General features: G+C 63.2%; 23 protein-coding genes. 14 read left to right on the forward strand and 9 right to left on the reverse strand.

Features of this window, described 5'->3' with window-relative positions; genetic code table 11:
- The 3 genes from FJ443_RS30480 to FJ443_RS30490 all read right to left on the reverse strand — a co-directional run.
- The coding region (locus FJ443_RS30480) for a substrate-binding domain-containing protein (protein ID WP_246681292.1) at window positions 1-559 on the reverse strand (559 nt) is incomplete at its 3' end.
- Window positions 560-598: 39 nt separating this feature from the next.
- Window positions 599-1,363 (reverse strand): ATP-binding cassette domain-containing protein, encoded by a 765-nt coding sequence (locus FJ443_RS30485; RefSeq protein WP_140493903.1) that lies wholly within the window; start codon window positions 1,361-1,363, stop codon window positions 599-601.
- A complete protein-coding gene (locus FJ443_RS30490) occupies window positions 1,363-2,526 on the reverse strand; it encodes an ROK family transcriptional regulator (RefSeq protein WP_140666908.1) in 1,164 nt (387 codons plus the stop codon). The genes FJ443_RS30485 and FJ443_RS30490 overlap by 1 nt, the downstream gene beginning before the upstream one ends.
- Before the next feature lie 149 nt (window positions 2,527-2,675).
- Between FJ443_RS30490 and FJ443_RS31390 the strand changes: the two genes are divergently transcribed.
- Window positions 2,676-2,843, forward strand: coding sequence for a hypothetical protein (locus FJ443_RS31390; RefSeq protein ID WP_181168489.1), 168 nt, complete (start codon window positions 2,676-2,678; stop codon window positions 2,841-2,843).
- A gap of 36 nt (window positions 2,844-2,879) precedes the next feature.
- On the opposite strand, the gene FJ443_RS30495 is transcribed toward FJ443_RS31390, so the two are convergent.
- Together FJ443_RS30495 and FJ443_RS30500 are read right to left on the reverse strand one after the other, a co-directional pair.
- The gene (locus FJ443_RS30495) at window positions 2,880-4,184 is read right to left on the reverse strand and encodes a M23 family metallopeptidase (protein WP_140631598.1); all 1,305 of its coding nucleotides are present in this window, start codon (window positions 4,182-4,184) and stop codon (window positions 2,880-2,882) included.
- 159 nt (window positions 4,185-4,343) lie between these two features.
- The gene (locus FJ443_RS30500; protein WP_140493897.1) at window positions 4,344-4,811 is read right to left on the reverse strand and encodes a peroxiredoxin; all 468 of its coding nucleotides are present in this window, start codon (window positions 4,809-4,811) and stop codon (window positions 4,344-4,346) included.
- A 95-nt stretch (window positions 4,812-4,906) separates the two neighbouring features.
- Between FJ443_RS30500 and FJ443_RS30505 the strand changes: the two genes are divergently transcribed.
- On the forward strand, window positions 4,907-8,296 hold the full coding sequence (locus FJ443_RS30505) for a DUF3971 domain-containing protein (RefSeq protein WP_140666910.1): 3,390 nt from the start codon (window positions 4,907-4,909) through the stop codon (window positions 8,294-8,296).
- A gap of 7 nt (window positions 8,297-8,303) precedes the next feature.
- On the opposite strand, the gene tyrS is transcribed toward FJ443_RS30505, so the two are convergent.
- On the reverse strand, window positions 8,304-9,557 hold the full coding sequence (gene tyrS / locus FJ443_RS30510) for a tyrosine--tRNA ligase (protein ID WP_140666912.1): 1,254 nt from the start codon (window positions 9,555-9,557) through the stop codon (window positions 8,304-8,306).
- 298 nt (window positions 9,558-9,855) lie between these two features.
- Between tyrS and FJ443_RS30515 the strand changes: the two genes are divergently transcribed.
- From FJ443_RS30515 to FJ443_RS30530, 4 genes are read left to right on the forward strand one after another with little or no spacing between them, the layout of a single operon-like run.
- Window positions 9,856-10,590, forward strand: a complete 735-nt coding sequence (locus tag FJ443_RS30515; RefSeq protein ID WP_140515786.1) for a glycosyltransferase family 2 protein — start codon at window positions 9,856-9,858, stop codon at window positions 10,588-10,590.
- On the forward strand, window positions 10,583-10,915 hold the full coding sequence (locus tag FJ443_RS30520; protein ID WP_140493889.1) for a lipid-A-disaccharide synthase N-terminal domain-containing protein: 333 nt from the start codon (window positions 10,583-10,585) through the stop codon (window positions 10,913-10,915). Before FJ443_RS30515 ends, FJ443_RS30520 begins: the two co-directional genes overlap by 8 nt.
- A 43-nt stretch (window positions 10,916-10,958) precedes the next feature.
- Window positions 10,959-12,608: a glycosyltransferase family 39 protein gene (locus tag FJ443_RS30525; protein WP_181175170.1), complete on the forward strand. Its 1,650-nt coding sequence runs from the start codon at window positions 10,959-10,961 to the stop codon at window positions 12,606-12,608.
- Between the two features lie 25 nt (window positions 12,609-12,633).
- Complete coding sequence (locus FJ443_RS30530; protein WP_140522030.1) at window positions 12,634-13,467, forward strand: phosphatase PAP2 family protein; 834 nt, start codon at window positions 12,634-12,636, stop codon at window positions 13,465-13,467.
- Window positions 13,468-13,484: 17 nt separating this feature from the next.
- Here FJ443_RS30530 and FJ443_RS30535 read toward each other — a convergent pair whose 3' ends face one another.
- On the reverse strand, window positions 13,485-14,135 hold the full coding sequence (locus FJ443_RS30535; RefSeq protein WP_140666914.1) for an FMN-binding negative transcriptional regulator: 651 nt from the start codon (window positions 14,133-14,135) through the stop codon (window positions 13,485-13,487).
- Between the two features lie 16 nt (window positions 14,136-14,151).
- A complete protein-coding gene (locus FJ443_RS30540) occupies window positions 14,152-14,826 on the reverse strand; it encodes an alpha/beta hydrolase (RefSeq protein WP_140493883.1) in 675 nt (224 codons plus the stop codon).
- Between the two features lie 241 nt (window positions 14,827-15,067).
- Between FJ443_RS30540 and FJ443_RS30545 the strand changes: the two genes are divergently transcribed.
- The 7 genes from FJ443_RS30545 to sufA all read left to right on the forward strand — a co-directional run bounded on the left by FJ443_RS30545 (window position 15,068) and on the right by sufA (window position 22,309).
- Window positions 15,068-16,231 (forward strand): cysteine desulfurase family protein, encoded by a 1,164-nt coding sequence (locus FJ443_RS30545; protein ID WP_140666916.1) that lies wholly within the window; start codon window positions 15,068-15,070, stop codon window positions 16,229-16,231.
- Window positions 16,232-16,416: 185 nt separating this feature from the next.
- Complete coding sequence (gene sufB / locus FJ443_RS30550; protein WP_140666919.1) at window positions 16,417-17,934, forward strand: Fe-S cluster assembly protein SufB; 1,518 nt, start codon at window positions 16,417-16,419, stop codon at window positions 17,932-17,934.
- Window positions 17,935-17,960: 26 nt separating this feature from the next.
- On the forward strand, window positions 17,961-18,716 hold the full coding sequence (sufC, locus tag FJ443_RS30555; RefSeq protein ID WP_140624752.1) for a Fe-S cluster assembly ATPase SufC: 756 nt from the start codon (window positions 17,961-17,963) through the stop codon (window positions 18,714-18,716).
- Between the two features lie 25 nt (window positions 18,717-18,741).
- On the forward strand, window positions 18,742-20,010 hold the full coding sequence (gene sufD / locus FJ443_RS30560; RefSeq protein WP_140515796.1) for a Fe-S cluster assembly protein SufD: 1,269 nt from the start codon (window positions 18,742-18,744) through the stop codon (window positions 20,008-20,010).
- A 183-nt stretch (window positions 20,011-20,193) separates the two neighbouring features.
- Window positions 20,194-21,429 carry a cysteine desulfurase gene (locus FJ443_RS30565; protein WP_140494998.1) on the forward strand — a complete coding sequence of 412 codons (1,236 nt, stop codon included), beginning with the start codon at window positions 20,194-20,196 and terminating at the stop codon, window positions 21,427-21,429.
- 5 nt (window positions 21,430-21,434) lie between these two features.
- Window positions 21,435-21,827, forward strand: a complete 393-nt coding sequence (locus tag FJ443_RS30570; protein ID WP_140547766.1) for an SUF system Fe-S cluster assembly protein — start codon at window positions 21,435-21,437, stop codon at window positions 21,825-21,827.
- A gap of 101 nt (window positions 21,828-21,928) precedes the next feature.
- Window positions 21,929-22,309 (forward strand): Fe-S cluster assembly scaffold SufA, encoded by a 381-nt coding sequence (gene sufA, locus FJ443_RS30575; RefSeq protein ID WP_006206001.1) that lies wholly within the window; start codon window positions 21,929-21,931, stop codon window positions 22,307-22,309.
- A gap of 161 nt (window positions 22,310-22,470) precedes the next feature.
- On the opposite strand, the gene FJ443_RS30580 is transcribed toward sufA, so the two are convergent.
- Window positions 22,471-22,968, reverse strand: a complete 498-nt coding sequence (locus FJ443_RS30580; RefSeq protein ID WP_140560977.1) for a GFA family protein — start codon at window positions 22,966-22,968, stop codon at window positions 22,471-22,473.
- A 91-nt stretch (window positions 22,969-23,059) separates the two neighbouring features.
- Between FJ443_RS30580 and FJ443_RS30585 the strand changes: the two genes are divergently transcribed.
- On the forward strand, window positions 23,060-23,372 hold a 313-nt coding region (locus tag FJ443_RS30585; protein WP_140666921.1), incomplete at its 3' end, for a TfoX/Sxy family protein.

The following is a 23,372-nucleotide window of genomic DNA, read 5'->3' on the forward strand; positions in this document are numbered from 1 at the left end:
CATCGTCGCCGACCAGATGCTTGCCAACCCCGACATCGACCTGATCTTCAGCCACGCCGCGCATCTTTCGGTCGCCGAGCACCTGCAGGATCTTGCCCTTCACAGCGCCGTTCTTGGCCTTCAGCAGCGCTTCGGCCTGTTCGGCGGCGACGTGGCCGATCTCGACAGTGCCGGCTACCGAGGTGAAGTCGGACGGAGTGGAGGTGATCTGGCGATCGAATTCCACGACAGGTATGCCGGCCGCGCGCGCGGCCTCGATCGACGGCTTCAGCGCGTTGAAGTCGACGGCGGCCAGGATGATCGCCTTCGGTTTCAGCGCGATGACGTCGTTCATCTGCGATTGCTGGGCGTCGGTCTTGTTGTCGGCGTTCAGCGTCTTCATCTCGTAGCCGACCTGTTTCAGGAACAGTTCCAGCGCGCTCACCGAGCCGGTCTGGAACTCGTCGAGCAAGGTCGGCACCATGTAGTAGACGGTACCCTTGGACTGGGCGAATGCCGGCGTGAGCGTGGCAACTGCCAGTGCCAGGATACCTAGGACAGAAAGAAGTATTCGTTTCATGTCGTTGGCTCCTCTAGTGCCGGACCCCTCTTTTGTCCCTCAGCCCGCCGGTCCGGCACCGGCAAGCGTCTCCCCGGTGATCATGTTGATCACCGCATCGGGACTTGTTTTGTTGCGTGCGACATCGCCGGCCACGACGCCTTGCCGGATCACCACGATCCGGTCTGCGACCTGGAAGGCCTGCTGCATGATGTGGGTGATGATGACGACGCCGATGCCCTGGTTCGCCACTTGGCGGATCATGTCGAGGCCGCGCCGCGTCTGTTCGACGCCAAGCGCTGCGAACGGCTCGTCGAGCAGCACAAGCTTGCCGCCCCAGTGCACGAAGCGGTTGAGCTCGATGGCTTGCCGCTGCCCGCCCGAGAGATGCTCGACATTGGTGCGCAATGACGGAATACGGGTGCCGGCGCTGGCAAGCGCCTTGCCGACCACGGCCTCCATCGCCCGCTCGTCGAGCACTGGAATGCCGAGCACCTTGCGCGTGATCTCACGGCCCATGAAGAAATTGGCCACCACGTCGACATTGGTGCACAGCGACAGGTCCTGATAGACGGTCTCGATGCCCGCCGCCTTGGCCTCGGCGGGGGATTTGGCAAGGAACTCCTTGCCTTCGAACAGCATGCGGCCGGAGGTGGGCTCCAGGCCGCCGGCGATGATCTTGACCAGCGTCGACTTCCCGGCGCCGTTGTCGCCCAGCAACGCGACCACCTCGCCCTTGCCGATCGAGAAGCTGATACCCTTCAGCGCCTGGATCGCGCCGTAGTTCTTGGTGACGTTGTCGAGCACCAGCAAGGGTTCGCTCATCAGGCAACCTCCCCGGCTGTCAGAATATCGCGGCCGCGTTCGCGCTCGGCGGTGAACATCTGGCCGAAGCGTGGCGACAACACGCCAGAGACGGCCAATGCGGCCGCGCCGCGCAGCACGGCTTGCTGGCCGCCGCCGGCGACGACGATGCGTGGCGTCTTGCGGTCCTTGCGGGCCGAAACCGAATTGTGCAGAGGCGCAGCCGATCTCGCCAGGCGTTCGAGCAGGTCCGGCGCCGCCAGCCCGCCGAGCACGACCGTCTCGGGGTCGAAAAGGTTCTCGATGATGGCAATGGCGTTGCGGAAGATCGGGCCGACCTCGGCGACCCAATCGGCATCGCTGCCCTTCCAGCGCCCTCGCGCTTCGAGCGAGACATAACGTTCGAGGCAACCGCGATTGCCGCACGGGCAAAGCTCGCCATTGGGAACGACGGGAATATGGCCGATCTCGCCGGCATTGCCCCAGGCGCCGCGCAGCACGCTGCCGTCATGCATCATGGCGCTGCCAAGTCCGACGCCGAAATAGAGATAGTAATATTCGGAATGCTGGGCGCCGATGCCGTAGAGGCGCTCGCCCATGGCGGCCGCAGCCATGTCGCCGTCGAAAAAGGCCGGCAATCCTGTCGCCGCCGTCAGCCGCTCGCGCAGCGCCACGTCCTTCCAGCCGGCCATTGTGGTCGGCCCGATGAAGCTCATCGTGTCCACGCCGAACGGGCCGGGAAGCGCCATGCCGATGCCGATGACGCGGCCCGCGGCGCGCGTTCCGGTCAGGTCGCGGACCATGGCGCGGACCTGGTCGAACGCATGATCGGGCGTCGCGTTGGGGGCCTCGCGGTGCAAGCTGTCGATCACGTCACCGCTGAGATTGATCAGCGCCGCGTCGATCCCCAGCGGCGTCAGGTGGATGCCGACGGCATAGCCGCCCTCGGGATTGATGCGCAGCGTCGCCGGTGGCAGGCCACGGCCCTTCGGCTCCTCGCGTACGGACAGGACGTAACCCTGCTCCTCCAGTTCGCGAACGATGGTCGATACGGTTTGAACGGTGAGGCCGACATGCCTGGCGATATCGCCCCTGGCGATGGGGCCGTACCGGCGGATCGATTCGAGCACGATGCGCCGGTTGTACGGCCGCCCGAACTCCTGATTGGTCCCTCGCAATGCCATGCCTTGCGTCCCCGGTTGAGGCAAGGTTGGCACCAAATATTTATTCAGTCAAATGGAATTCAAAAATGCACCGCATTTGAGGGACGCGCCCGCTACGGCGGAAAAGCCGGCCGGTGTCCGGCTGATCACCGCGCCCTAGATAGCGGGACATGGATAAGATTTATGTCTTGCTGATCTTTGCCGCGGCCATTGCCATCATCTGCCTGGGCGGCAGATGGAACACATCTGATACCGACCACTATATGGGCTTCGACAATTTGCGGTCGCCCCGAAAGGGAAAAGCCCTGAACGGCGACAAGGATGCGAAAAAGCAATGAGGACGGCGCGGGATGGCGGCGGCCTGGGCCCGTGCGTTAGAGATACTGCGCGACCTTCTTGCCGACCGTGAGGAAACGCAAAGGATCGATCGCTTCGCCATTGTGGCGGACTTCGTAATGCAGATGCGGGCCGGTCGAGCGACCGCTGCTGCCGGTCTTGCCGATGACAGCGCCGGCATCCACTTTTTCGCCCACGGTCACGTCGATTTCGCTGAGATGTCCATAGCGCGTGGCAAACCCGTTGCCGTGATCGACTTCGACCATGCGGCCATAGCCGCCATTCCAGCCGGCCTTGGTGACCACGCCTGGCGCGGTGACCTTGGCCGCCATGCCGATCGGCGCCCTGAAGTCCATTCCCGAATGCAGGGCGGCCGTGCCGAGGATCGGGTCGGTGCGCACGCCGAACGGGCTGGTGACGGAATGACCGGGTGCGGGATTGGCGAGCGGCAGCCGGCGTGCTTCCTTCTTGAGTTGATCGAGCGTGTCCAGCGCCTCGTCCAGTTCCTTGACCTTGCTGTCGAAAAACATCGAGCTGTCGAGCGGGATCAGCGGTCCGCCGACATCGCTTTCGTTCTTGCCGAAATCACTGTCGACCGGCAGCCCGGCCGCCTCGAGCGCCTGGGTTATGGCGTCGGCATTCTTGTAGGCGTTATCAGCAAGTATGCTGATGCGCGTGAGCTGGTCGTTCTCGATGGATTTCAACGACTTGTTGATCGAAATGAACAGTTTGTCGGCACGATCGGCGGCCGAATCGTTCGGCAGCGGATCGGAGCGGGTCGCCCACAGGGAGAACGGCCTGGTGTCGGCGGTGCCAGTGGCGGCGCCGAGGCTGGCCAGCGCGTAGCTTTGAGCAGGCTGGGCGATGCTGCCGGTCACTTCGGCGTGTTTGTCAGGCTTTGCCGGCGCTGCCGGATCTTCGGCCGTCGCTGCGCCGACTTCATTTTCGGCGCGGTCGAGCAGCGGGCCGAGGCGGCCGTGGCGCTGGCTGAGCTGCGTCTGGCGCTCCAAAAGCTCGCTCACCTTGGTTTCCATCAATTGCTGGTCAAGCAACTGCCGGCTGGTGATGCGGTCGACCTGGGCGCGAAGCGCCGAGATGCGGTCTTCGTAAGCCTGCTGCATGCGGGCCTGGCGCGCGGTGGTGGCGCCGATCAGGTCGTCGCGCAGCACGAGATAGGAGGTGGCCAGCAGGTAACCGATGGCGATCGCCGCCAGCGCCGAACCGAGAAATACAACCAGCCAGGGCCGGATCGTGAAGTGCCTGATCTCGCTGCCGCGGGCGATGATGACTGTATGCGGTTCCTTGCGCCTGCCAAAGATCGCGGACTGACCGGTTGCGTTCACGGGACCAAGCTTTCGTTTACGACACCACGACAGCCCGACTACACATTATTAAGGTTAACAAAGCTTTGCCGAAGCAAGACGCCGGCAAGAATTGCCCGCAAAGCGAGCATGGGGTTGCTTCGCGTCGCTTTCTGAAAACAAGGGCGCGGAGGCGCCCCCTTAAATCGCCCGCACAGCTTCCAGCACCTCCTCGGCATGGCCCTTGACGCGGACCTTGCGCCAGATCCTGGCGATGCGCCCGTCGCGGCCGATCAGGAACGTCGCGCGCTCGACACCCATGTATTTGCGGCCATACATCGATTTTTCGACCCAAAGGTGGTAGGCCTCGATCACCTTGCGCTCCTCGTCGGAGGCAAGGTCGATGGTAAGATCGTATTTCGACTTGAACTTGTCGTGCTTCCTGGCGCTGTCGGGCGACAGGCCGATCACGACGGCGCCGGCCTTCTCGAACTCCGGCTTCAGCTGCGAAAAGCTGATCGCTTCGGCGGTGCAGCCGGTGGTGTCGTCCTGTGGGTAGAAGTAGAGGACGACAGGTCTGCCGGCAAAGCCGGCCAGGCTGAGCGAACCACCGCCGTCCCGCGGCAACTCGAATTGCGGCGCGGGATCGCCCACATTGAGGTCAGCCATATCCATGCCCTTGTTTGAGGTTACGCGCGAAGCCACACCGATATAGTGTCGAGCGGGGATTCGTCCACGAGCGAGTTCGTAGAACGGAAAATTGCGTGGATCAGGAGCAACCGCAGCACGAGAAGATCAGGTTCAGGCGGGATGAAATCACCGACCTGGGCGCCTTGCCATCGGCTTGCCGCGTTCCGCCGCTCGGCCAGGCGGCGATCGGCCGCGGCTTTCGTATCCTATCGCGGCTGTTTGCCGGCGCCGTTGCGCTGGTGCTGCTGGCGGCGGTGGCTGTCTATCTCATCGGTGTCTCCGGAATAGGGGCCGACCGGCTGCGCGTCGAGGCGGAGGCCGCCATCGAGAAGCTTGCGGGCGTCGATGTCGATGTTGCGGTCGGGCCCGCCCGCATCACCCTCGACAGTTCGAGCTTCGTCGCGCTCCAGGTGAGCGACGTCAGCCTGAAGGCCAGCGACGGTAAACCCATGGCCGATGCGGGCAGGGTGCGTTTCGGCATCCGCCTGCTGCCGCTGCTTCGAGGCGAGGTGCGGCTGACCAGCGCCAGGATTTCCGATGCGCGCATCGTTACCGCGGCGATGCCGTCGGGCGGCGACTGGACGGCCGAACTGCGCAATCGGGACGGGCTGATCGATCCCGAAAAACTGTCCGATGCGCTCTTTGCCAACATCAATCACGCTCTCGATGCGGTGCGCGAGGAATCGCTGCACCGTATCGATCTTCACAATGTGGCATTCGTTTTGCCCGACACCGAGGCGGTCAGGTTGATCACAGTCGCCGACGCGGTCGTCCTGCAGTCGGGGACAGGCGGCATGGAGTTCTCCTCGCAGGCAAATGTCGACGGCAAGGCGGTGACCGTCGCAGCATCCGCCAGCCGCGATGCCGAGACCCGGCGCGTGATGTCGCTGGATGCCACCGTCGGCATCGCCGAAGACGGCGGCGAAAGCGGCGCAATGGCGTCCGGCGGCAAGTTGGGGGCGCTCAGCGTGACGCTCAAAGGGTCGCAGGGGGCCGACGACACCGCGTCGCGGCTGACGGCTGCCCTGTCGTCCAGGGGATCGGTGCTTGATCTCGGCACGCGTGGCCTGCTGTCGGCCGATGTCGATCTCGGCGCCACGCTCGTCCGCGGCAGCAACAAGATCCAGGTGGACAGGCTGTTGCTGAAGACCGGCCGCTCGACCTTCGATTTCGCCGGCTCGATCGGGCCCAGGCCCGCGACCGGCGCCGCCGGAGAGGAGCCGGCCTACCGATACGATCTGACCAGTGACGGCTCGACGCTGGCGCCTTCGGAATCGCCGGAGCCAGCGCTCACCTTCCTTGCCCGCATCGCCGGCGTCTACCAGACAAAAAGCCATAAATTGGTAGCCGATCAGATCGCAGTCCGGTCGGCCGCTTCCAGCGAGGTCCTTGGAACCGCGGCCGTGGAGTTCGTTGACGGCAAGGCTCCCGGCATCAATCTGGCGCTCAACGTGCACGACATGCCGGTCTCGCACGTCAAGCAGCTTTGGCCATGGTTTTCGGCGCGCAACGCGCGGCTCTGGGTATTGGACAATCTGTTCGGCGGCCGCGTCGTCGATGCCAATCTTCAATTCCAGGTGGTGCCTGATCGCCTCGGCAATGGCGTGCCGCTTTCCGCCGACGAGGTGTTCGGCCGCTTCCAGATCGAAGGATCGCGTTTCGACACGGCTGGCCGCATCCCGCCGATACGCGATGCCGTCGGCGTCGTCGCCTTCCACGGCAATGACGTCGATATCTCCCTGTCTTCCGGTACTGTCTTCATGCCCAGCGGCCGCACGGTGGCGGCCAGCAACGGCACGCTGACGGTCAAGGCGGCCAACCGCCCGCCGGTCGTCGGCGCGCTCGACATCGACGTTGCCGGCGAAGCGTCCGCGGTCGCTGAACTTGCCTCCTACGAGCCGATCAATGCCATGCGCCATGTCGGCTTCCTGCCCGAAGACCTGTCCGGCAGCGTCACCGGCCATGTCAGGGCCGATATTCCGCTGCAATCCGGCGTCGACAGCTCGAAGCTCGATTGGCTGGTATCGCTCGACTACAGCGGGCTTTCACTGGCCAAGCCGTTCGAAGGCCAGAGCGTCACGGATGCCGACGGTTCCGTCACGGTCGACCCTGAAAAGGCTGTGATTTCCGCCAAGGCATCCCTGAACGGCATTCCGGCCGAACTCGACCTGATCGAGCCGCTGGAGAATGGCGGACCGGCACGCAGCCGCAAGGTGGCCCTGGTGCTCGACGACAAGATCCGCGCCGCCGCCATGCCGGGGCTGGCCCCGTTGCTGGGCGGAACCGTGAAAGTCGCGATCGACAAAAGCGGCGACGGCAACCAGAACGTCTCGGCCGACCTGACCAATGCCAGGCTCGACATCCCCTGGGCCGGATGGAGCAAGGGGGCAGGGATTCCCGCAAGTGCTACATTCGTCATGACCACGTCCGGCGATACCACGACGCTGTCCGACTTCGACCTCGGCGGCAAGACATTTTCCGTCGACGGCAACATCGTGCTGGTCAACGGGGCCCTGTCGTCGGCAAAGTTCAGCAAAGTCGCGCTGAACCGGGGCGACGACGTGGCGGTATCCGTCAAGCGATCGGGCAGGGGCTATGCAGTCAACATCAGCGGCAACGCCCTGGATGCCCGCTCGCTGATCAAGCAGTTCACCTCCGACGTCGACACCGCGACCAAGACGACGGGCGCCGACGCGATTTCCGTCAGCGCCGACGTCGATCGGCTGACCGGTTTCCACGACGAGCAACTGTCCAACCTCAAGCTCGACTACAGCGCGGCCGGTTCGAAGGTGAACGGGCTGAAGGTCAGCGCCACTGCAAGTTCGGGAGCCGCCATAGCCATCAGCAACACGAGCAGCGCCGGCCGACGCTCGCTCAACGTACAGTCGGCGGACGCCGGTGCGATACTGAGATTCCTCAACATCTACGAGCACATGGAAGGTGGGGCGATTGCCCTGGCCTTGTCGGGAGCGGGCGACGGGCCGATGAAGGGCAAGGTGGACACGACGAACTTCTTCGTCGTCAACGAACCGAAGCTCGCGTCCATCGTCTCGACCACCCCGGCAGGCGATAGCCGCAGCCTCAATCAGGCGGTCAAGGGCAAGCTCGATACCTCGCGGGTACAGTTCGAACGCGGCTACGCCGAGATAGAGAAGGGCAGCGGCTATCTCAGGCTGGCCAATGGCGTGCTGCGCGGTCCCCGCATCGGCACGACGTTCCAGGGCACGCTCTATGACCAGAACAACAACATGGACATGACCGGCACCTTCATGCCGGTCTACGGCCTCAACCGCATCTTCGGCGAACTGCCCATCGTCGGCGCGCTTTTGGGCAATGGCCGCGACCGCGGCCTGATCGGCGTGACCTACCGGCTCAAGGGCAACGCCAACAAGCCGCTGCTCGACATCAACCCGCTCTCGGTGATCGCGCCGGGGATATTCAGGTCGATCTTCGAGTACCGGTGAAGGGGCCTCAAACCGGCCGCACCAGAATGTGTTTTTTCCTGCCGAGTGAAAGCTTTACTACGTTTTCCGGACTCAAATCCTGAAGCGTCACCGTGCGGCGGTCATCGCTGACCGGCTGGTCGTTGAGCCGCACCGCACCGCCTTGCACATGCCGCCGCGCTTCGCCGTTGGACGCCGCCAGCCCGGCGGTCACCAGCAGCGCCAGGATGCCGACGCCGGCTTCGAGCTTGGCGTTTTCAACCTCGACGCTCGGCAGCGTCTCGGCGAGGGCACCTTCCTCGAAGGTCTTGCGTGCGGTTTCGCTGGCCTGTTCGGCGGCGCCGCGACCATGGAGCAACGCGGTGATCTCCGTGGCGAGGATCTTTTTCGCCTCGTTGATCTCGGACCCACCGAGCTTCTCCAGGCGCGCCACCTCATCCAACGGCAGCGTCGTGTAGAGCTTCAGGAAACGGCCGACATCGGCGTCCTCGGTGTTGCGCCAATACTGCCAGAATTCGTAAGGCGAGAGCATCTCGGCATCGAGCCAGACCGCGCCCGTGGCGGACTTGCCCATCTTGGCGCCCGACGAGGTGGTGAGCAGCGGCGTCGTCAGCGCATAAAGCTGCGCGTCCTCCATGCGGCGACCGAGATCGATGCCGTTGATGATGTTGCCCCACTGGTCGGAGCCGCCCATCTGCAGACGGCAGCCGAGGCGCTTGTAGAGCTCGACGAAGTCGTAGGCCTGCAGGATCATGTAGTTGAATTCGAGGAAGGACAACGACTGCTCGCGGTCGAGCCGCAGCTTGACGGAATCGAACGCCAGCATGCGGTTGACCGAAAAGTGACGGCCGACGTCGCGCAGGAAATTGACGTAGTTGATCTCCATCAGCCAGTCGGCGTTGTTGACCATGATCGCGTCATTCGGGCCGCTGCCGAATTTGAGATACGGCATGAAATTGCGGCGGATGCCGGCGAGATTGTCGTCGATGTCGCGCGGGGTCAGAAGCTTGCGCGCCTCGTCCTTGAAGGAAGGGTCGCCGATCATCGAGGTGCCGCCGCCCATCAGGGCGATCGGCCGATGGCCGGTCTGCTGCAGCCAGTACAACATCATGATCTGGATCAGCGAGCCGGCGTGCAGGCTCTTGGCCGTCGCGTCGAAGCCGATATAGGCCGTCACCGTCTCCTTGGCGAAGAGATCGTCCAGCCCGGCATCATCCGAAGTCTGGTGGATGAAGCCGCGCTCGCTCATCGTGCGCAGAAAATCGGATTTGAAGGCAGGCATTTTTTCTTTCCCGAAGCGTCCGCCCGTCCGGCGCGGGCGTATGTGAAAGCGCGCGTTTAGCACCCAAGCGCGATCAGCAAAAGTGGATTCCGGTTTTGCGCCCGATCGCGCTTCGACCAGGGGCTTGGCAATCACTTGTTGTTGAAACGCCGCAAGCCGCCTCTCGGCGCGGATGCTTGCTTCATTGTTTGTGCTGGCGTAATGAGGCGCGCGCCAAAAGGTCCTTGCAGCCCACGACCTCAAGCGGCACCGCACGGCATCCACCAATGCCATATCCGACGACAGAGCCCCACGCGACATGCCGGACGCATTGATATCCATCGTCATTCCTTGCAGGAACGAGGCGGCAAACCTGCCGCTGCTGATCGATGAGATCGAGGCGGCGATGACCGGGCGCGACTTCGAACTGATCATCGTCAACGACGGCTCGACCGACGAAACCGCAGCCGTTCTCGCCAGGCAGGCAGCACTTCGCCCGTTTCCAGTCAGGGAATTGCGGCACGAGAAATCCGCCGGCCAGAGCCTCTCGGTACGCTCCGGCGCCTGGGCGGCGCGCGGAAGCATCGTCGCCACGATCGACGGCGATGGCCAGAACGATCCTCAGTACATTCCCATGCTGGTCGACGCCTTGCGGCGGGCCGGGCCCGGCTACGGCGCCGCGCAAGGGCAGCGCCTGAAGCGCCGCGACAGCAAGGTCAAGCAACTGGCATCGCGGTTCGCCAACTGGCTGAGAAACGCCATCCTGCATGACGAGACGCGCGACACAGGCTGCGGCCTGAAGGCGGTCCACACCGAGATCCTGCGCAAGCTGCCGTTCTTCGACGGCACCCATCGTTTCGTTCCGGCGCTGGTCATCCAGGAAGGATACCATGTCGTGCATTGCGACGTCGTCGACCGCTCCCGCCGCCACGGCAAGTCGAACTACGGAATTTTCGACCGCGGCCTGCAGGGCGTGCTCGATCTCTGCGGCGTCTGGTGGCTGCGCCGCAGGCGTCGCCGGATGCCAAAAGTAGAGGAAATCACGCATGGTTAACGTGCTTCAGGAACTGGTGACCTGGATCCACCGGGTCTTCATCGAACAGTTCAACGCGTGGATCCTGCTCGGCTTCGTCGCCCAGTTCTTTTTCACCATGCGCTTCGTCGTGCAGTGGCTCGCATCGGAAAAGGCCAAGCGAAGCGTCGTGCCGATCGCCTTCTGGTTCTTCTCGCTGTTCGGCGGAGGTCTGTTGCTGATTTATGCGATCAAGCGGCAGGACCCGGTGTTCATCGCCGGCCAGGGCATGGGCTTGTTCATCTACATCAGAAATCTCTGGCTGATCGCCAATGAACGCAAGGCGGCGATGACGAAGGTCGATTGAGCGGCTTTGCGCATCAGGGAAGAATGGTCGGAGAGGCTGGAATATGGCGCTGAACAGGAACTACATCCTTCTTTTCCTGTTCAGCCTGGTGATGACGGTGTCGGGACTTGCGTCCATGCCGCCGCTGGACCGTGACGAGCCGCGCTTCGTCCAGGCCACCAAGCAGATGGTCGAGAGCGGCGATTATGTCGACATCCGCTTTCAGGACGCTTCGCGCTACCAGAAGCCGATCGGCATCTATTGGCTGCAATCCGCGGCCGTGGCTCTGAGCGGCAAGGGCGCCGCCGCACCAATATGGGTCTACCGCCTGGTGTCGACGCTGGGCATCGCCCTGGCCGTTCTCGGCATCGCCTGGACGGGCACCAGGCTTTTCGGAGCCAGTGCCGGCATCGCCGCCGGCCTGGTGATGGCGGCGATCTTCGCCACCGCCTTCGAGGGCCGCGACGCCAAGACCGATGCGATGCTGCTGGCCTGCTGCGTGGCGGCGCAGGGCGCGCTGGCGCAGATTTACCTGGCATCGCGCCGCAACGAGCCCGTCGCCGGCCATCTGTGGTGGATATTCTGGCTGGCGCAAGGGGTCGCGATCCTCATCAAGGGGCCGATCGCCCCACTGCTGTCGGCGCTCACCATCGCTGTCTTGTTTGCATTCGAACGCGACGGGCGCTGGCTGTCGAAGCTCAAGGTGGGGCGCGGCCTGCTGCTCGTCGTGCTGATCGTGTTGCCCTGGCTCGCCCTGATCACCTGGAAAAGCCACGGCGCCTTCCTCCAGCAGGCCGTCGGCAAGGATATGCTCGGCAAGGTCGCCCAGGGCGAGGAATCGCACGGCCTGCCGCCCGGCTTCTACATGTTGACCTATTCGCTGTTCATGTGGCCGTTCGGCCTGATCGCCGTCGGCGCCGGCCTGCAAGCCCTCAACCGGCTGCGCGACGATGTCAGGCTGCGCTTCTGCCTCGCCTGGTACATCCCCTTCTGGCTGGTATTCGAACTGATTCCGACCAAGCTGCCGCACTACGTGCTGCCGGCCTATCCCGGCATGGCGCTGCTGATCGGCTGGCTTTTGACATTGCAGCCGCAGGAAGCCAATGCGCCGCTCCGGCGCTGGCAGCAATGGTTGTGGTGGTCGACTGCATTCGGCCTGGTCGTGGTCAGCCTCGGCCTGGCTGCGGTCTGCGTGGGCGCCCCGATCTATCTCACCCATACTTTCTCGTGGTGGAGCATTCCGGCCGCCGCGTCGGCGCTCGGCGCCGGCTACCTGGCCTTCTCGCGACAGTTGCAAGTGCCGCTTGCCCGTATCGGCGCCGTCGCCGCCTGTGCGGGCATCGCCTACGGGTTGCTGTTTGGTATCATCGCCCCGTCCTTGAAGCCGATATGGCTGAGCCCGGCGATCAACCAGGCTGTGCGCGTCTACAAGCCTTGCGACACCTCGGTGCTGGCGTCGGCGCGGTATCACGAGCCGAGCCTTGTGTTCCTGGTGGGCACGAAAACGATACTGACCGACATCGATGGCGTGGCAAAGCATCTGCTTGCCGACCCCGCCTGCGCGCTGGGGCTGGCGCCGGTCGAGGATGAGCAGAAACTCAATGGATCGCTGGCGGGGCAAGGCAAGGCGGCGAGCCATCTTACGACGATCGACGGGCTCAACTTTTCATCGGGAGACAAAATGTCGCTCGGCCTCTTCCGTATCGCCCAATGAGTTCGACAATGGGATCGGGTTTTCAATGCTGGTGAAACCGCGCCCTTCCGTATCCGTTGCGCCCGCTGCGGTGGTGCGTCGGTCCGTTGGCAATTTCCGCGACACGCTGCGGATCGTGAGAGGGCGCTTCGCCGCTCGTTCCGCCTCGTATCCCAAGGTCCTATGGCCGCTCTGGATCTCGGCCTGGATTTTGCTCACGGCAGCGGCGTTCGTCGGCCTCGACACGCCGGCGGGACTGCTGCACGGCCGGTGGTCGGCGGGCTTCGGCCGGCTCGCCGAGTTCCTGACACAGTTCGGCCTGGGCGGCTGGTATCTCATCCCGCCGGCACTCTTGCTCATAGGGGCCAATCTGACGGACTGGCGAAGCCTGTCGCGGCGGTCATTGATGCTCGTCTACAACTGGACCTGCCTGGCGTTCCTTGCACTGAGCGCCGTCGGTCTGTCCGGCCTGCTGGTCAATGTCCTGAAATATGCGGTCGGCCGGGCGCGTCCGCTCTATTTTCAGGATCTCGGCGTGCTCTCGCTGCGTCCCTTCGCCTTCGATGCGCGCTTTGCCGGTTTCCCGTCCGGTCACGCCACGACCATGGGGGCCGTGTTCGGCATCCTGCTGCTTTTGTTCCCGCGGCGCTGGTACATCGCCTTGCCGATCACGGCCTGCATCGCCTCGACGCGGGTCTTCGTCGGCGCGCATTATCCGAGTGATACCGTCGCCGGCTTTGGTCTTGGCTTTGCCTTCGCGCTGGTTTGCGGACTGGTCTTTGCCCGGCTCGGCTTCATCTTCAGCCCGACACGATCGGGATTGCCGGTGCGCAAGCAGACGTTTCGGCTGATCGGTCGAACAAGCCGAACGGCCGTCTGATCCATCGAGCCTGGGATTTAGTCGCCGTTCAGTCCGCCATAGGACCTTACCAGGTTCACCATGTCGGACGAATTTGCCGTCTCGCTTTCAAGCCCGTGCGCAACGCCTGCGCGATCCGCGACGGGACGGTTCTGGCTGACCTTCCATTTGCCATGGATTTCGGCGATCTCGATCTCCAGCCCGATGATGCCCTTGATCTGCGACTGGATGAACGGGGCAGGCGCATCCGTTATCGCCCATGGCGCCTCACGCGTGCCTTCCTGCGATGCCGTCAGGTCGGCGATCTGCCGCGCCAGCCAGTCCTGATCGTCGATCACCTTCGCGATGCCGCGCACCTGCACGATGGCATAGTTCCAGGTCGGCACCACCTTGCCGGTCTCGCGCTTGGTCTCGTACCAGGACGGCGTCACATAGGCGTCGGTGCCCTGGAAGACGATCAGCACCGTCGAGGCCGGATTGTCGGCGATAAGCCGCCATTGCGGATTGGCTTTGGCCAGATGTGCGCGCAGCCTGCCATTTGGCCCGACATCGGCGTCGATCAGGAACGGAATGGCGTCGGCGACCGGCCCTTCGGGTCCGCTGGAAACCAAGAGGCCGAGCGGATGTGCCCGGATCAGCCCGTGCAGCACCTCCGGCCGTGTTTCCTGGAAATGAGGAGGCTGGTACATCGCGATCATCCGTCCTTTAGCGCAGCCGCTTCGGGCGCGGATCCGACAATTCGCCGGCCAGCCGGCGATCGAGATAATCCGCGCATTCCTCGATCAGCAGTTCGGCATCGTTGGCGAAGAAATGATTGGCGCCGGGCAATGTCTTCTGCGTGATGGTGATGCCCTTTTGCGTGTGCAGCTTGTCGACCAGGCCTTGCACGTCCTTCGGCGGCGCCACCTTGTCAGCGTCGCCATGGATGATGAGCCCCGAGGAGGGGCAGGGAGCCAGGAAGGAAAAGTCGTAGGTGTTGGGTTGCGGCGCGACCGAGATGAAGCCTTCGATCTCGGGCCGGCGCATCAAAAGCTGCATGCCGATCCACGAGCCGAACGAATAGCCGGCAACCCAGCAACTCTTGGAATCCGGATGCAGCGACTGCACCCAGTCGAGTGCGGCGGCCGCATCCGACAATTCGCCGGTACCGTGATCGAATTCGCCTTGGCTGCGCCCGATGCCGCGGAAATTGAAGCGCAGCGTGGTGAAGTCGCGCTTCTGGAACATGTAGAAGAGGTCGTAGACGATTTTGTTGTTCATCGTCCCGCCGAATTGCGGGTGCGGATGCAAGACAATGGCAATCGGCGCGCTCTTTTCCTTCGAGGGCTGGTATCGACCCTCCAGACGGCCGGCCGGACCGGTGAAAATGACCTCAGGCATGAAATACTCCAACTTGGGTAATAAGAATGCGCGGCGCCCGGAGAACCTTCCTCTGGCCTTGACGCAGGGCGAGCGTCTTCATAGAAGCTAGTTTAGAATTGTTCAAAACTGGGTGGCCGGAACGCAATCGTCCGGCTGCCCGCGCCGCAAGCCGCGTAAATAGGACGGCTTGCCTTGGAATTTCAAGGAAATAACGCGATATCTCGGTGGAATGGCTTCTGACGGGACCAACTGGAAGAAAATGGCCGGAATGCGCGCCTATCTCGACTACAATGCCAGTGCGCCCCTGCTTGCAGCGGCACGCGAGGCTATGGTCGCGGCGCTCGATGTGGCCGCCAACCCATCATCGGTCCATGCCGAAGGGCGTGCGGCGCGTCGCCTGATCGAAACTGCAAGGCGTGATGTGGCGGAATTGGTGAAGGCCAAGGCTGGGCATGTCGTGTTCACGTCAGGCGCCACGGAAGCCGCCTCGACGCTGCTGACGCCCGATTGGCGGATGGGGCGCGGGACCATCCGCATGAGCCATCTCTATGTCTGCGAAGCCGACCACCCCTGCCTGTTGAACGGCGGGTCCTTCCCGGCCTCGCAGGTGACGCGGATCGGCGTCGACGCCAATGGAATTGTCGACCTCGAAGCAATGGCAAACGCGCTTGCCGCGCACGATAAGGCCGCCGGCCTGCCGCTGGTGGCAATCCACGCCGCCAATAATGAGACTGGCGTCATCCAGCCGGTCGATCGTATCGCCGAAATCGTAAAGTCGGTCGGCGGTGTCCTCGTCGTAGACGCGGTTCAGGCGGCAGGGCGCATTTCGATCGACATTTCGGCGGGTTACGCCGACTATCTGATACTGTCGTCGCACAAGATCGGCGGCCCCAAGGGCGTCGGCGCCATCGTCGCCGCTGCCGATCTGATGATGCCGAAGCCGCTCATCAACGGCGGTGGCCAGGAAAAGGGCCATCGCGGCGGTACCGAGAACCTGCCCGGCATTGCGGGATTTGGCGCGGCGGCGCAGGAGGCTCTCATCGGATTGGAGGCCATCGATGCCCTGCGTCGGCGCCGCGACGAGATCGAGGCCATCGTTAAAATGTTGATACCGGACGTGGAAATCTTCGGAACCGACGCGCCGAGGCTTGCCAACACGACATTCTTCGCTATTCCCGGCGCCAAGGCCGAAACGGTACAGATCGCCTTCGACCTGGCCGGTGTGGCGCTGTCGGCGGGTTCCGCCTGCTCGTCGGGAAAAGTCGGTCCGAGCCATGTGCTGAAGGCCATGGGTCACGGTGACAGTCTAGGTGCGTTGCGCGTGTCGATCGGCGCGGCGACCGGCGCGCAGGACATCGAGGCGTTCCGCCTGGCATTGGCAGAAATCGCCGCACGTCGGGTGGGCAAGGAGAAGGCCGCGTAGCGGTTGGACGAATTTGGGCCTTTCGGCCTGGTAGAGCCGTGCGTTTCATGCTGGCCGGGTGAATTTCCGGCCGAGGCGCACTATATGAAACTTACGCCGCCGCGGGTGCTCCTTGGGTGCTCATCCGGCGGTGCCATAGTTTGAAAACTGTCGGGCCTTGACCCCGGCGTGGATGGAGAACGCATATGCCTGCTGTGCAGGACACGATCGATCGGGTCCGAAAGATCGACGTCGACCAATACAAATACGGTTTCCAGACCGAAATAGCTGTCGACAAGGCCCCCAAGGGCCTGAGCGAAGACATCATCCGTTTCATTTCGGCGAAGAAGGACGAACCGTCCTGGATGCTGGAATGGCGTCTGGAAGCCTATCGGCGCTGGCTGACGCTGGAAGAGCCGACCTGGGCGCGCGTCAACTATCCCAAGATCGATTTCCAGGACATCTATTACTACGCGGCGCCGAAGAGCACGCCCGGACCGAGCTCGCTCAGCGACGTCGATCCGGAGATCTTGAAGGTCTACGAGAAACTCGGCATTCCGCTGAAGGAGCAGGAGATCCTGGCCGGCGTGCAGAAGACCGATGTGTCCGAGCTCGAGGAAGCCAGCGACAATGTCTACAAGTCCGGCCGCGTCGCCGTCGACGCCGTGTTCGATTCGGTATCCGTCGTCACCACGTTCAAGAAGGAACTGGCGCAGGCGGGCGTCATCTTCTGCTCGATCTCGGAAGCCATCCGCGAGCATCCGGAACTGGTGAAGAAATATCTCGGCTCGGTCGTGCCGACGTCGGATAATTTTTATGCGACGCTGAATTCGGCCGTCTTCACCGACGGCTCGTTTGTCTTCGTGCCCAAGGGCGTTCGCTGCCCGATGGAACTGTCGACCTATTTCCGCATGAACGAGAAGAACACCGGCCAGTTCGAGCGCACGCTGATCATCGCCGAGGAGGGGGCCTACGTCTCCTATCTCGAAGGCTGCACGGCGCCGCAGCGCGACGAGAACCAGCTCCATGCGGCGGTCGTCGAACTGGTGGCGCTAGACGATGCCGAGATCAAATATTCGACGGTGCAGAACTGGTACCCCGGCGACGCCGAGGGCAAGGGCGGCATCTATAACTTCGTTACCAAGCGCGGCGATTGCCGTGGCCACCGCTCGAAGATCTCGTGGACGCAGGTCGAGACCGGCTCGGCGATCACGTGGAAATACCCGAGCTGCATCCTGCGCGGCGACGATTCCAGCGGCGAGTTCTATTCGATCGCCGTGTCGAACGGCTACCAACAGGTCGACAGCGGCACCAAGATGATCCATCTCGGCAAGAACACGTCGAGCCGCATCATCTCCAAGGGCATCGCCGCCGGTTTTTCGCAGAACACTTATCGCGGCCAGGTTTCGGCGCATCGCAAGGCGACCAATGCGCGCAACTTCACCAATTGCGACTCGCTGCTGATCGGCGACCAGTGCGGCGCCCACACGGTTCCCTACATGGAAGCCAAGAACGCGACGGCTCAGTTCGAGCATGAGGCGACGACGTCGAAGATTTCCGAGGACCAGAAGTTCTACGTCATGCAGCGCGGCATTCCGGAGGAGGAAGCGATCGCGCTGATCGTGAATGGCTTCGTCAAGGACGTCATCCAGCAGCTGCCGATGGAATTCGCCGTCGAGGCACAGAAGCTGATCGGGATTTCGCTCGAGGGCTCGGTCGGCTGACCGGACAGATATTCAGGAAGAAAAGAATGCTTGAGATCAAGAACCTGCATGCCCGCATCGTCGATGACGGCACCGAAATCATCCGCGGCCTGAATCTCTCGGTAAAAGCCGGCGAGGTCGCCGCGATCATGGGGCCGAATGGCTCGGGCAAGTCGACGCTGTCCTACATCCTCGCCGGCCGCGAGGACTACGAGGTCACCGAGGGCGATATCCTCTACAACGGCCAGTCGATCCTCGAAATGGATCCGGCCGAGCGCGCGACGTCGGGGATTTTCCTGGCCTTCCAGTATCCGATGGAGATACCGGGCGTGGCGACCATGGAATTCCTGAAGGTTGCCATGAACGAGCAGCGCAAGGCGCGCGGCGAGGAGCCGCTGAAGATCCCCGAATTCCTGAAGCGGGTGAAGGAAGCCGCCGGCTCGCTCAACATGGACATGAACATGCTGAAGCGGCCGCTCAATGTCGGCTTCTCCGGCGGTGAGAAGAAGCGCGCCGAGATCCTGCAGATGAAGCTTTTGGAGCCAAAGCTCTGCGTGCTTGACGAGACCGATTCCGGGCTCGACATCGATGCGCTCAAGATCGTTTCCGATGGCGTCAACGCGTTGCGCTCGCCCGAGCGCGCCATTGTCGTCATCACGCACTATCAGCGGCTGCTCGAACACATCGTGCCCGACACCGTGCACGTGCTCTACAAGGGCCAGGTCATCAAGTCCGGCGACAAGTCGCTGGCGCTCGACCTCGAGGCCAATGGCTATGCCGGCGTGATCGGTGAAGCCGCGTGAGATGCCAGAAGGCAAGGTCAAACTGATGAACATGCACACACAACCCCAGCGGACACCGGCCGAAACAGCGTTGATCGACGCTTTCGGCGAACGGTTGTCGCTGCTGCCGGGCGACGGCGCGGTGATGTTGAAGCGCGACGACGCCATCGAGGCGGTGAAGCACGGACTGCCGACCCGGCGTATCGAATCCTGGCACTACACCGACCTGCGCCGGCTGCTGAATGCGGTGCCGGACTTCGACCCGACGGCCGTGGCCAAAGCCATCGCGCCAGTCGTTGAAGGTTCCACCGTGTTGCCGCTTCTCAACGGCGTGTCGAGCGCCAAAACGCCCGCAATCGAAGGCGTCAGCGTCCAGTGCCTGTCGGAGAAACTGACCGACGGCAGCATCGCGCCTGGGCTCGATCCCTACGGCAGCGACGATGCCATCGGGGCGTTGAACACGGCTTTCGTCGCCGACGGTTATTTCGTCGACATCGCCGATGGCACCCAAGTGGAAAAGCCGATCGAATTGCAAAACCTGCAGGCCGGCGGCCAGACGCATGTACGCCTGGCCGTGCGCGCCGGCGCCGACGCCAAGGCTGTGATCGTCGAACGCCAGGCCGGCGAGGGCGCGGCCCTTGTCAGCTCGGTCAGCCAGCTCGTGCTCGGCGAAGGCGCCGAGGTGACGTGGCTGATCATCCAGGAGCAGCCGGACACGGCAACGCATCTGGCGCAGTTCAAGGCTCATATCGGCAAGAATGCGAAGCTGACGCTGTTCGTCATGAACGCCGGCGGCAAGCTCGTGCGCCAGGAGGTCGTTGTGAAGACGACGGGCGAGGGCGCTGACTTCCAATTGCGCGGCATCAACCTGCTGGCCGGCGACGCCCACACGGACACCACCATGGTGCTCGATCATGCGGTGCCGCACACCACGTCGACGGAAGTGATCCGCAATGTCGTGACCGGCAAGGCGCGTGGCGTCTTCCAGGGCCGCATCAACGTCCATCAATACGCGCAGAAGACCAACGCCAAAATGGCTTGCAACACGCTGCTTCTGTCGGACGACGGCGAGTTCTCGACCAAGCCGGAACTCGAAATCTTCGCCGACGACGTGGTCTGCGGTCATGGCGCCACCGTCACCGAGATCGACCACAACCATCTGTTTTACCTGATGGCGCGCGGCATCGACGAGAAGAGCGCCCGTGGTCTGCTGGTGAAGGCCTTCATCGCCGAGGTGATCGAGGAACTGGACGACGAGGTGATCGTCGAGGCCCTGGAGACCAGGCTCGACGGCTGGTTTGCGGCGCATGGATGAGTGGATAGGGCTCGCTCCGGCGAACACCCCTGATCCGGCCGCTTCGCGGCCACCTTCTCCCACAAGGGGAGAAGGAAGAGCGCCTGACCTTCTCCCCTTGTGGGAGAAGGTGGATCGGCGCGAAGCGCCGAGACGGATGAGGGGCGTTGCACGGAATGAGGCGGTGCCTCAAGAGAGCTTATGATGGACCAGAAAGTCGAAACCTACGACGTCGAGGCGATCCGCCGCGATTTCCCGATTCTGTCACGCGAAGTCTACGGCAAACCTCTCGTCTATCTCGACAATGGCGCCTCGGCGCAGAAGCCGCAGGCGGTGCTCGACGCGGTCCAGCACGCCTATGCCCAGGAATACGCCAACGTCCATCGCGGCCTGCACTTCCTGTCCAATGCAGCGACCGACGCCTATGAGAAGGCGCGGGAGACGGTTCGCCGCTTCCTCAATGCGCCGAGCACCGACAATATCGTCTTCACCTCGAACACGACATCGGCGATCAACACGGTCGCCTATGGCTATGGCATGCCCAATATCGGCGAGGGCGACGAGATCGTGCTGTCGATCATGGAGCACCACTCCAACATCGTGCCATGGCATTTCATCCGCGAGCGGCAGGGCGCCAAACTGGTCTGGGTGCCGGTCGACGATCTCGGCGTCTTCCACATCGAGGAATTCGAGAAGCGACTGACCGACCGCACAAAGCTGGTCGCTATCACGCAGATGTCGAACGCGCTGGGCACGGTGACGCCGATCAAGGAGATCGTGCGCATCGCGCATTCGCGCGGCATTCCCGTGCTCGTCGACGGCAGCCAGAGCGCCGTCCATATGCCCATCGACGTGCAGGACCTCGACTGCGATTTCTTCGTCTTCACCGGCCACAAGGTCTACGGTCCCTCCGGCATCGGTGTGCTCTACGGCAAGAAGGACATCTTGCAGCGCATGCGTCCGTTCATGGGTGGCGGCGAGATGATCGAGGAGGTGACCGAAGACATCGTCACCTACAACGACCCGCCGCACCGCTTCGAGGCCGGTACGCCGCCGATCGTCCAGGCGATCGGGCTCGGCGCCGCGCTCGATTACATGGAAAAGATCGGCCGCGAGCGCATCGCCGCGCACGAGGCCGATTTGAAGGACTATGCGCACGAGCGGCTGCGCGCCATCAACTCGCTGCGCATCTTCGGCGACGCGCCCGGCAAGGGCGCCATCATCTCGTTCGAGCTGCAAGGCATTCATGCCCATGACGTGTCGATGGTGATCGACCGGCAAGGCGTGGCTGTGCGCGCGGGCACCCATTGCGCCCAGCCCCTGTTGAAACGCTTCGGCGTAACCTCCACATGCAGGGCGTCGTTCGGCATGTATAATACGCGAGCCGAAGTCGATGCTTTGGCTGATGCGTTGGAAAAAGCGCGCAAGTTTTTCGGGTGACGATAATGGAAGATGCCAGCACAGCTACCGACGCTGTTCCCGACGCGGCCGCTAAGGCGGTGGTTTCCGCCTCCGCAATTCCCGCCGACGAACTGGCGCGGCTGACCGACGACATCGTCTCGGCGCTGAAGACGGTCTACGACCCGGAAATCCCGGCCGATATTTACGAGCTTGGCCTCGTCTACAAGATCGACATCGAGGACGACCGTTCGGTCAAGATCGACATGACGCTGACCGCGCCCGGCTGCCCGGTGGCCGGCGAGATGCCGGGCTGGGTTGAGAACGCCGTCGGCGCCGTCGAAGGCGTGTCGGGCGTCGAGGTCAACATGACATTCGACCCGCCCTGGTCGCCCGATCGCATGTCGGAAGAGGCGCAGGTGGCGGTGGGCTGGTACTGACGTCGAGTCCGGCACACTTGCGCCAGTGGCAAAACTTCACCATTTTAGGTGAGGAATCATTCGGCAGGCCTTGAACCTGCATGGAATGGAGAAGGAAAAAGATGGGACGCTTTGCCGTCATCACGATGACCGAAAAGGCCGCCGACCGGGTGCGCGAGATCGTTGCCACGCGTGAGAATGCGCATGGCATTCGCCTCGGTATCAAGAAGGGCGGTTGCGCCGGCATGGAATACACGGTCGACCTGGTGACCGAACCCAATACCAAGGACGACCACATCGAGCGCGACGGCGCCCATGTCTATGTCGCGCCGGAAGCAGCACTTTTCCTGTTCGGCACCGAGATGGATTTCGAGCAGACGACGCTGCGCACCGGCTTCACCTTCCGCAACCCGAACCAGAGCTCGGCCTGCGGCTGCGGCGAATCCGTCGAACTGAAGCCGGCCGACCTCAAGGCGCTGGCAGAAGCACGCGCCTCCGCCTGACCTTCCTTCGTCCCGTTTACGGGGAGAAGGTGTCCCCCAGGGCCGGATGAGGGGCAGCGATAGCCCCGCTGCCGGCGTTCGTCATTCGAAAAGCCGCGCAATTGGCTTCCCGCCTGCTGCGCAGACCACTCCTCACCTCCCTTAGAACGCAGCGAAGACACTCACTCCACCCACGTCCCGGTCCGCTTATGCCAGTCGGCGATCGATTCCTCGGGATAGACGTCGAACACCTTGTCGCTCGGCCCGACATCGGGCTCGACCCAGTTGGCCTTGTATTTCAGCATCAGATGCACCTTGCTTGGCGGTTTCGGCAGGTCGCTGTCGATCGCCGAGGCGAAGGGATGGACGAGTTCCGGCCAGGTCGGGTCGTAGAGCCACAGCGCCGATCCGCATTTGCGGCAGAAATTGCGCTCTCCGGTCGAGATCTCGCAATGCGGATGTTCGTCGTCCTCGATCTCGGCCCGATAGACGCCGAGGCTCCTCTTGCCCCGGATGGTCATCGTCTCGTAGTCGGCGCCGAGATTGATGGCAAAACCGCCGCCGCCCTGCTGCTTGCGGCAGATCGAGCAGTAGCACAGCATGAACGGCACGGGCGTGTGGCTTTCCACCTCGAAACGAACGGCATTGCAGCGGCAGGACCCCTTGAGCAGGACAGGCATGGCGGGAACTCCGATCGATCCCCTTTCAATCTGTCAGCATGGTTTTGGTTGCGCCGATGACAAGGCCGAATCGCGGTGACATGATCCGCGCATGGACAATGAACGCATAGAAGAACTCTTCCAGAGCCTGGGCCCGGTCAGCATCCGCAAACTGTTCGGCGGCAAGGGCATCTATGCCGACGGCGTCATCGTCGCCATCGTGCTGCGCGGCGAATTGATGCTGAAAGCGGACGAGCAAAGCGCGCCCGATTTCGAGGCCGCCGGCTGCGCGCAGTGGACCTACACCGGGTCCCGGCACGGCAAGCTGGTGGCGATGCCCTATTGGAGCATTCCCGATAGTGCCTTCGACGACCCCGACGAGATGGCGGTATGGGCGCGGCGGGCCTATGAGGCGGGGCGGCGGT

This window comes from Mesorhizobium sp. B2-6-1, from assembly GCF_006440475.1.
Lineage (GTDB): Bacteria > Pseudomonadota > Alphaproteobacteria > Rhizobiales > Rhizobiaceae > Mesorhizobium.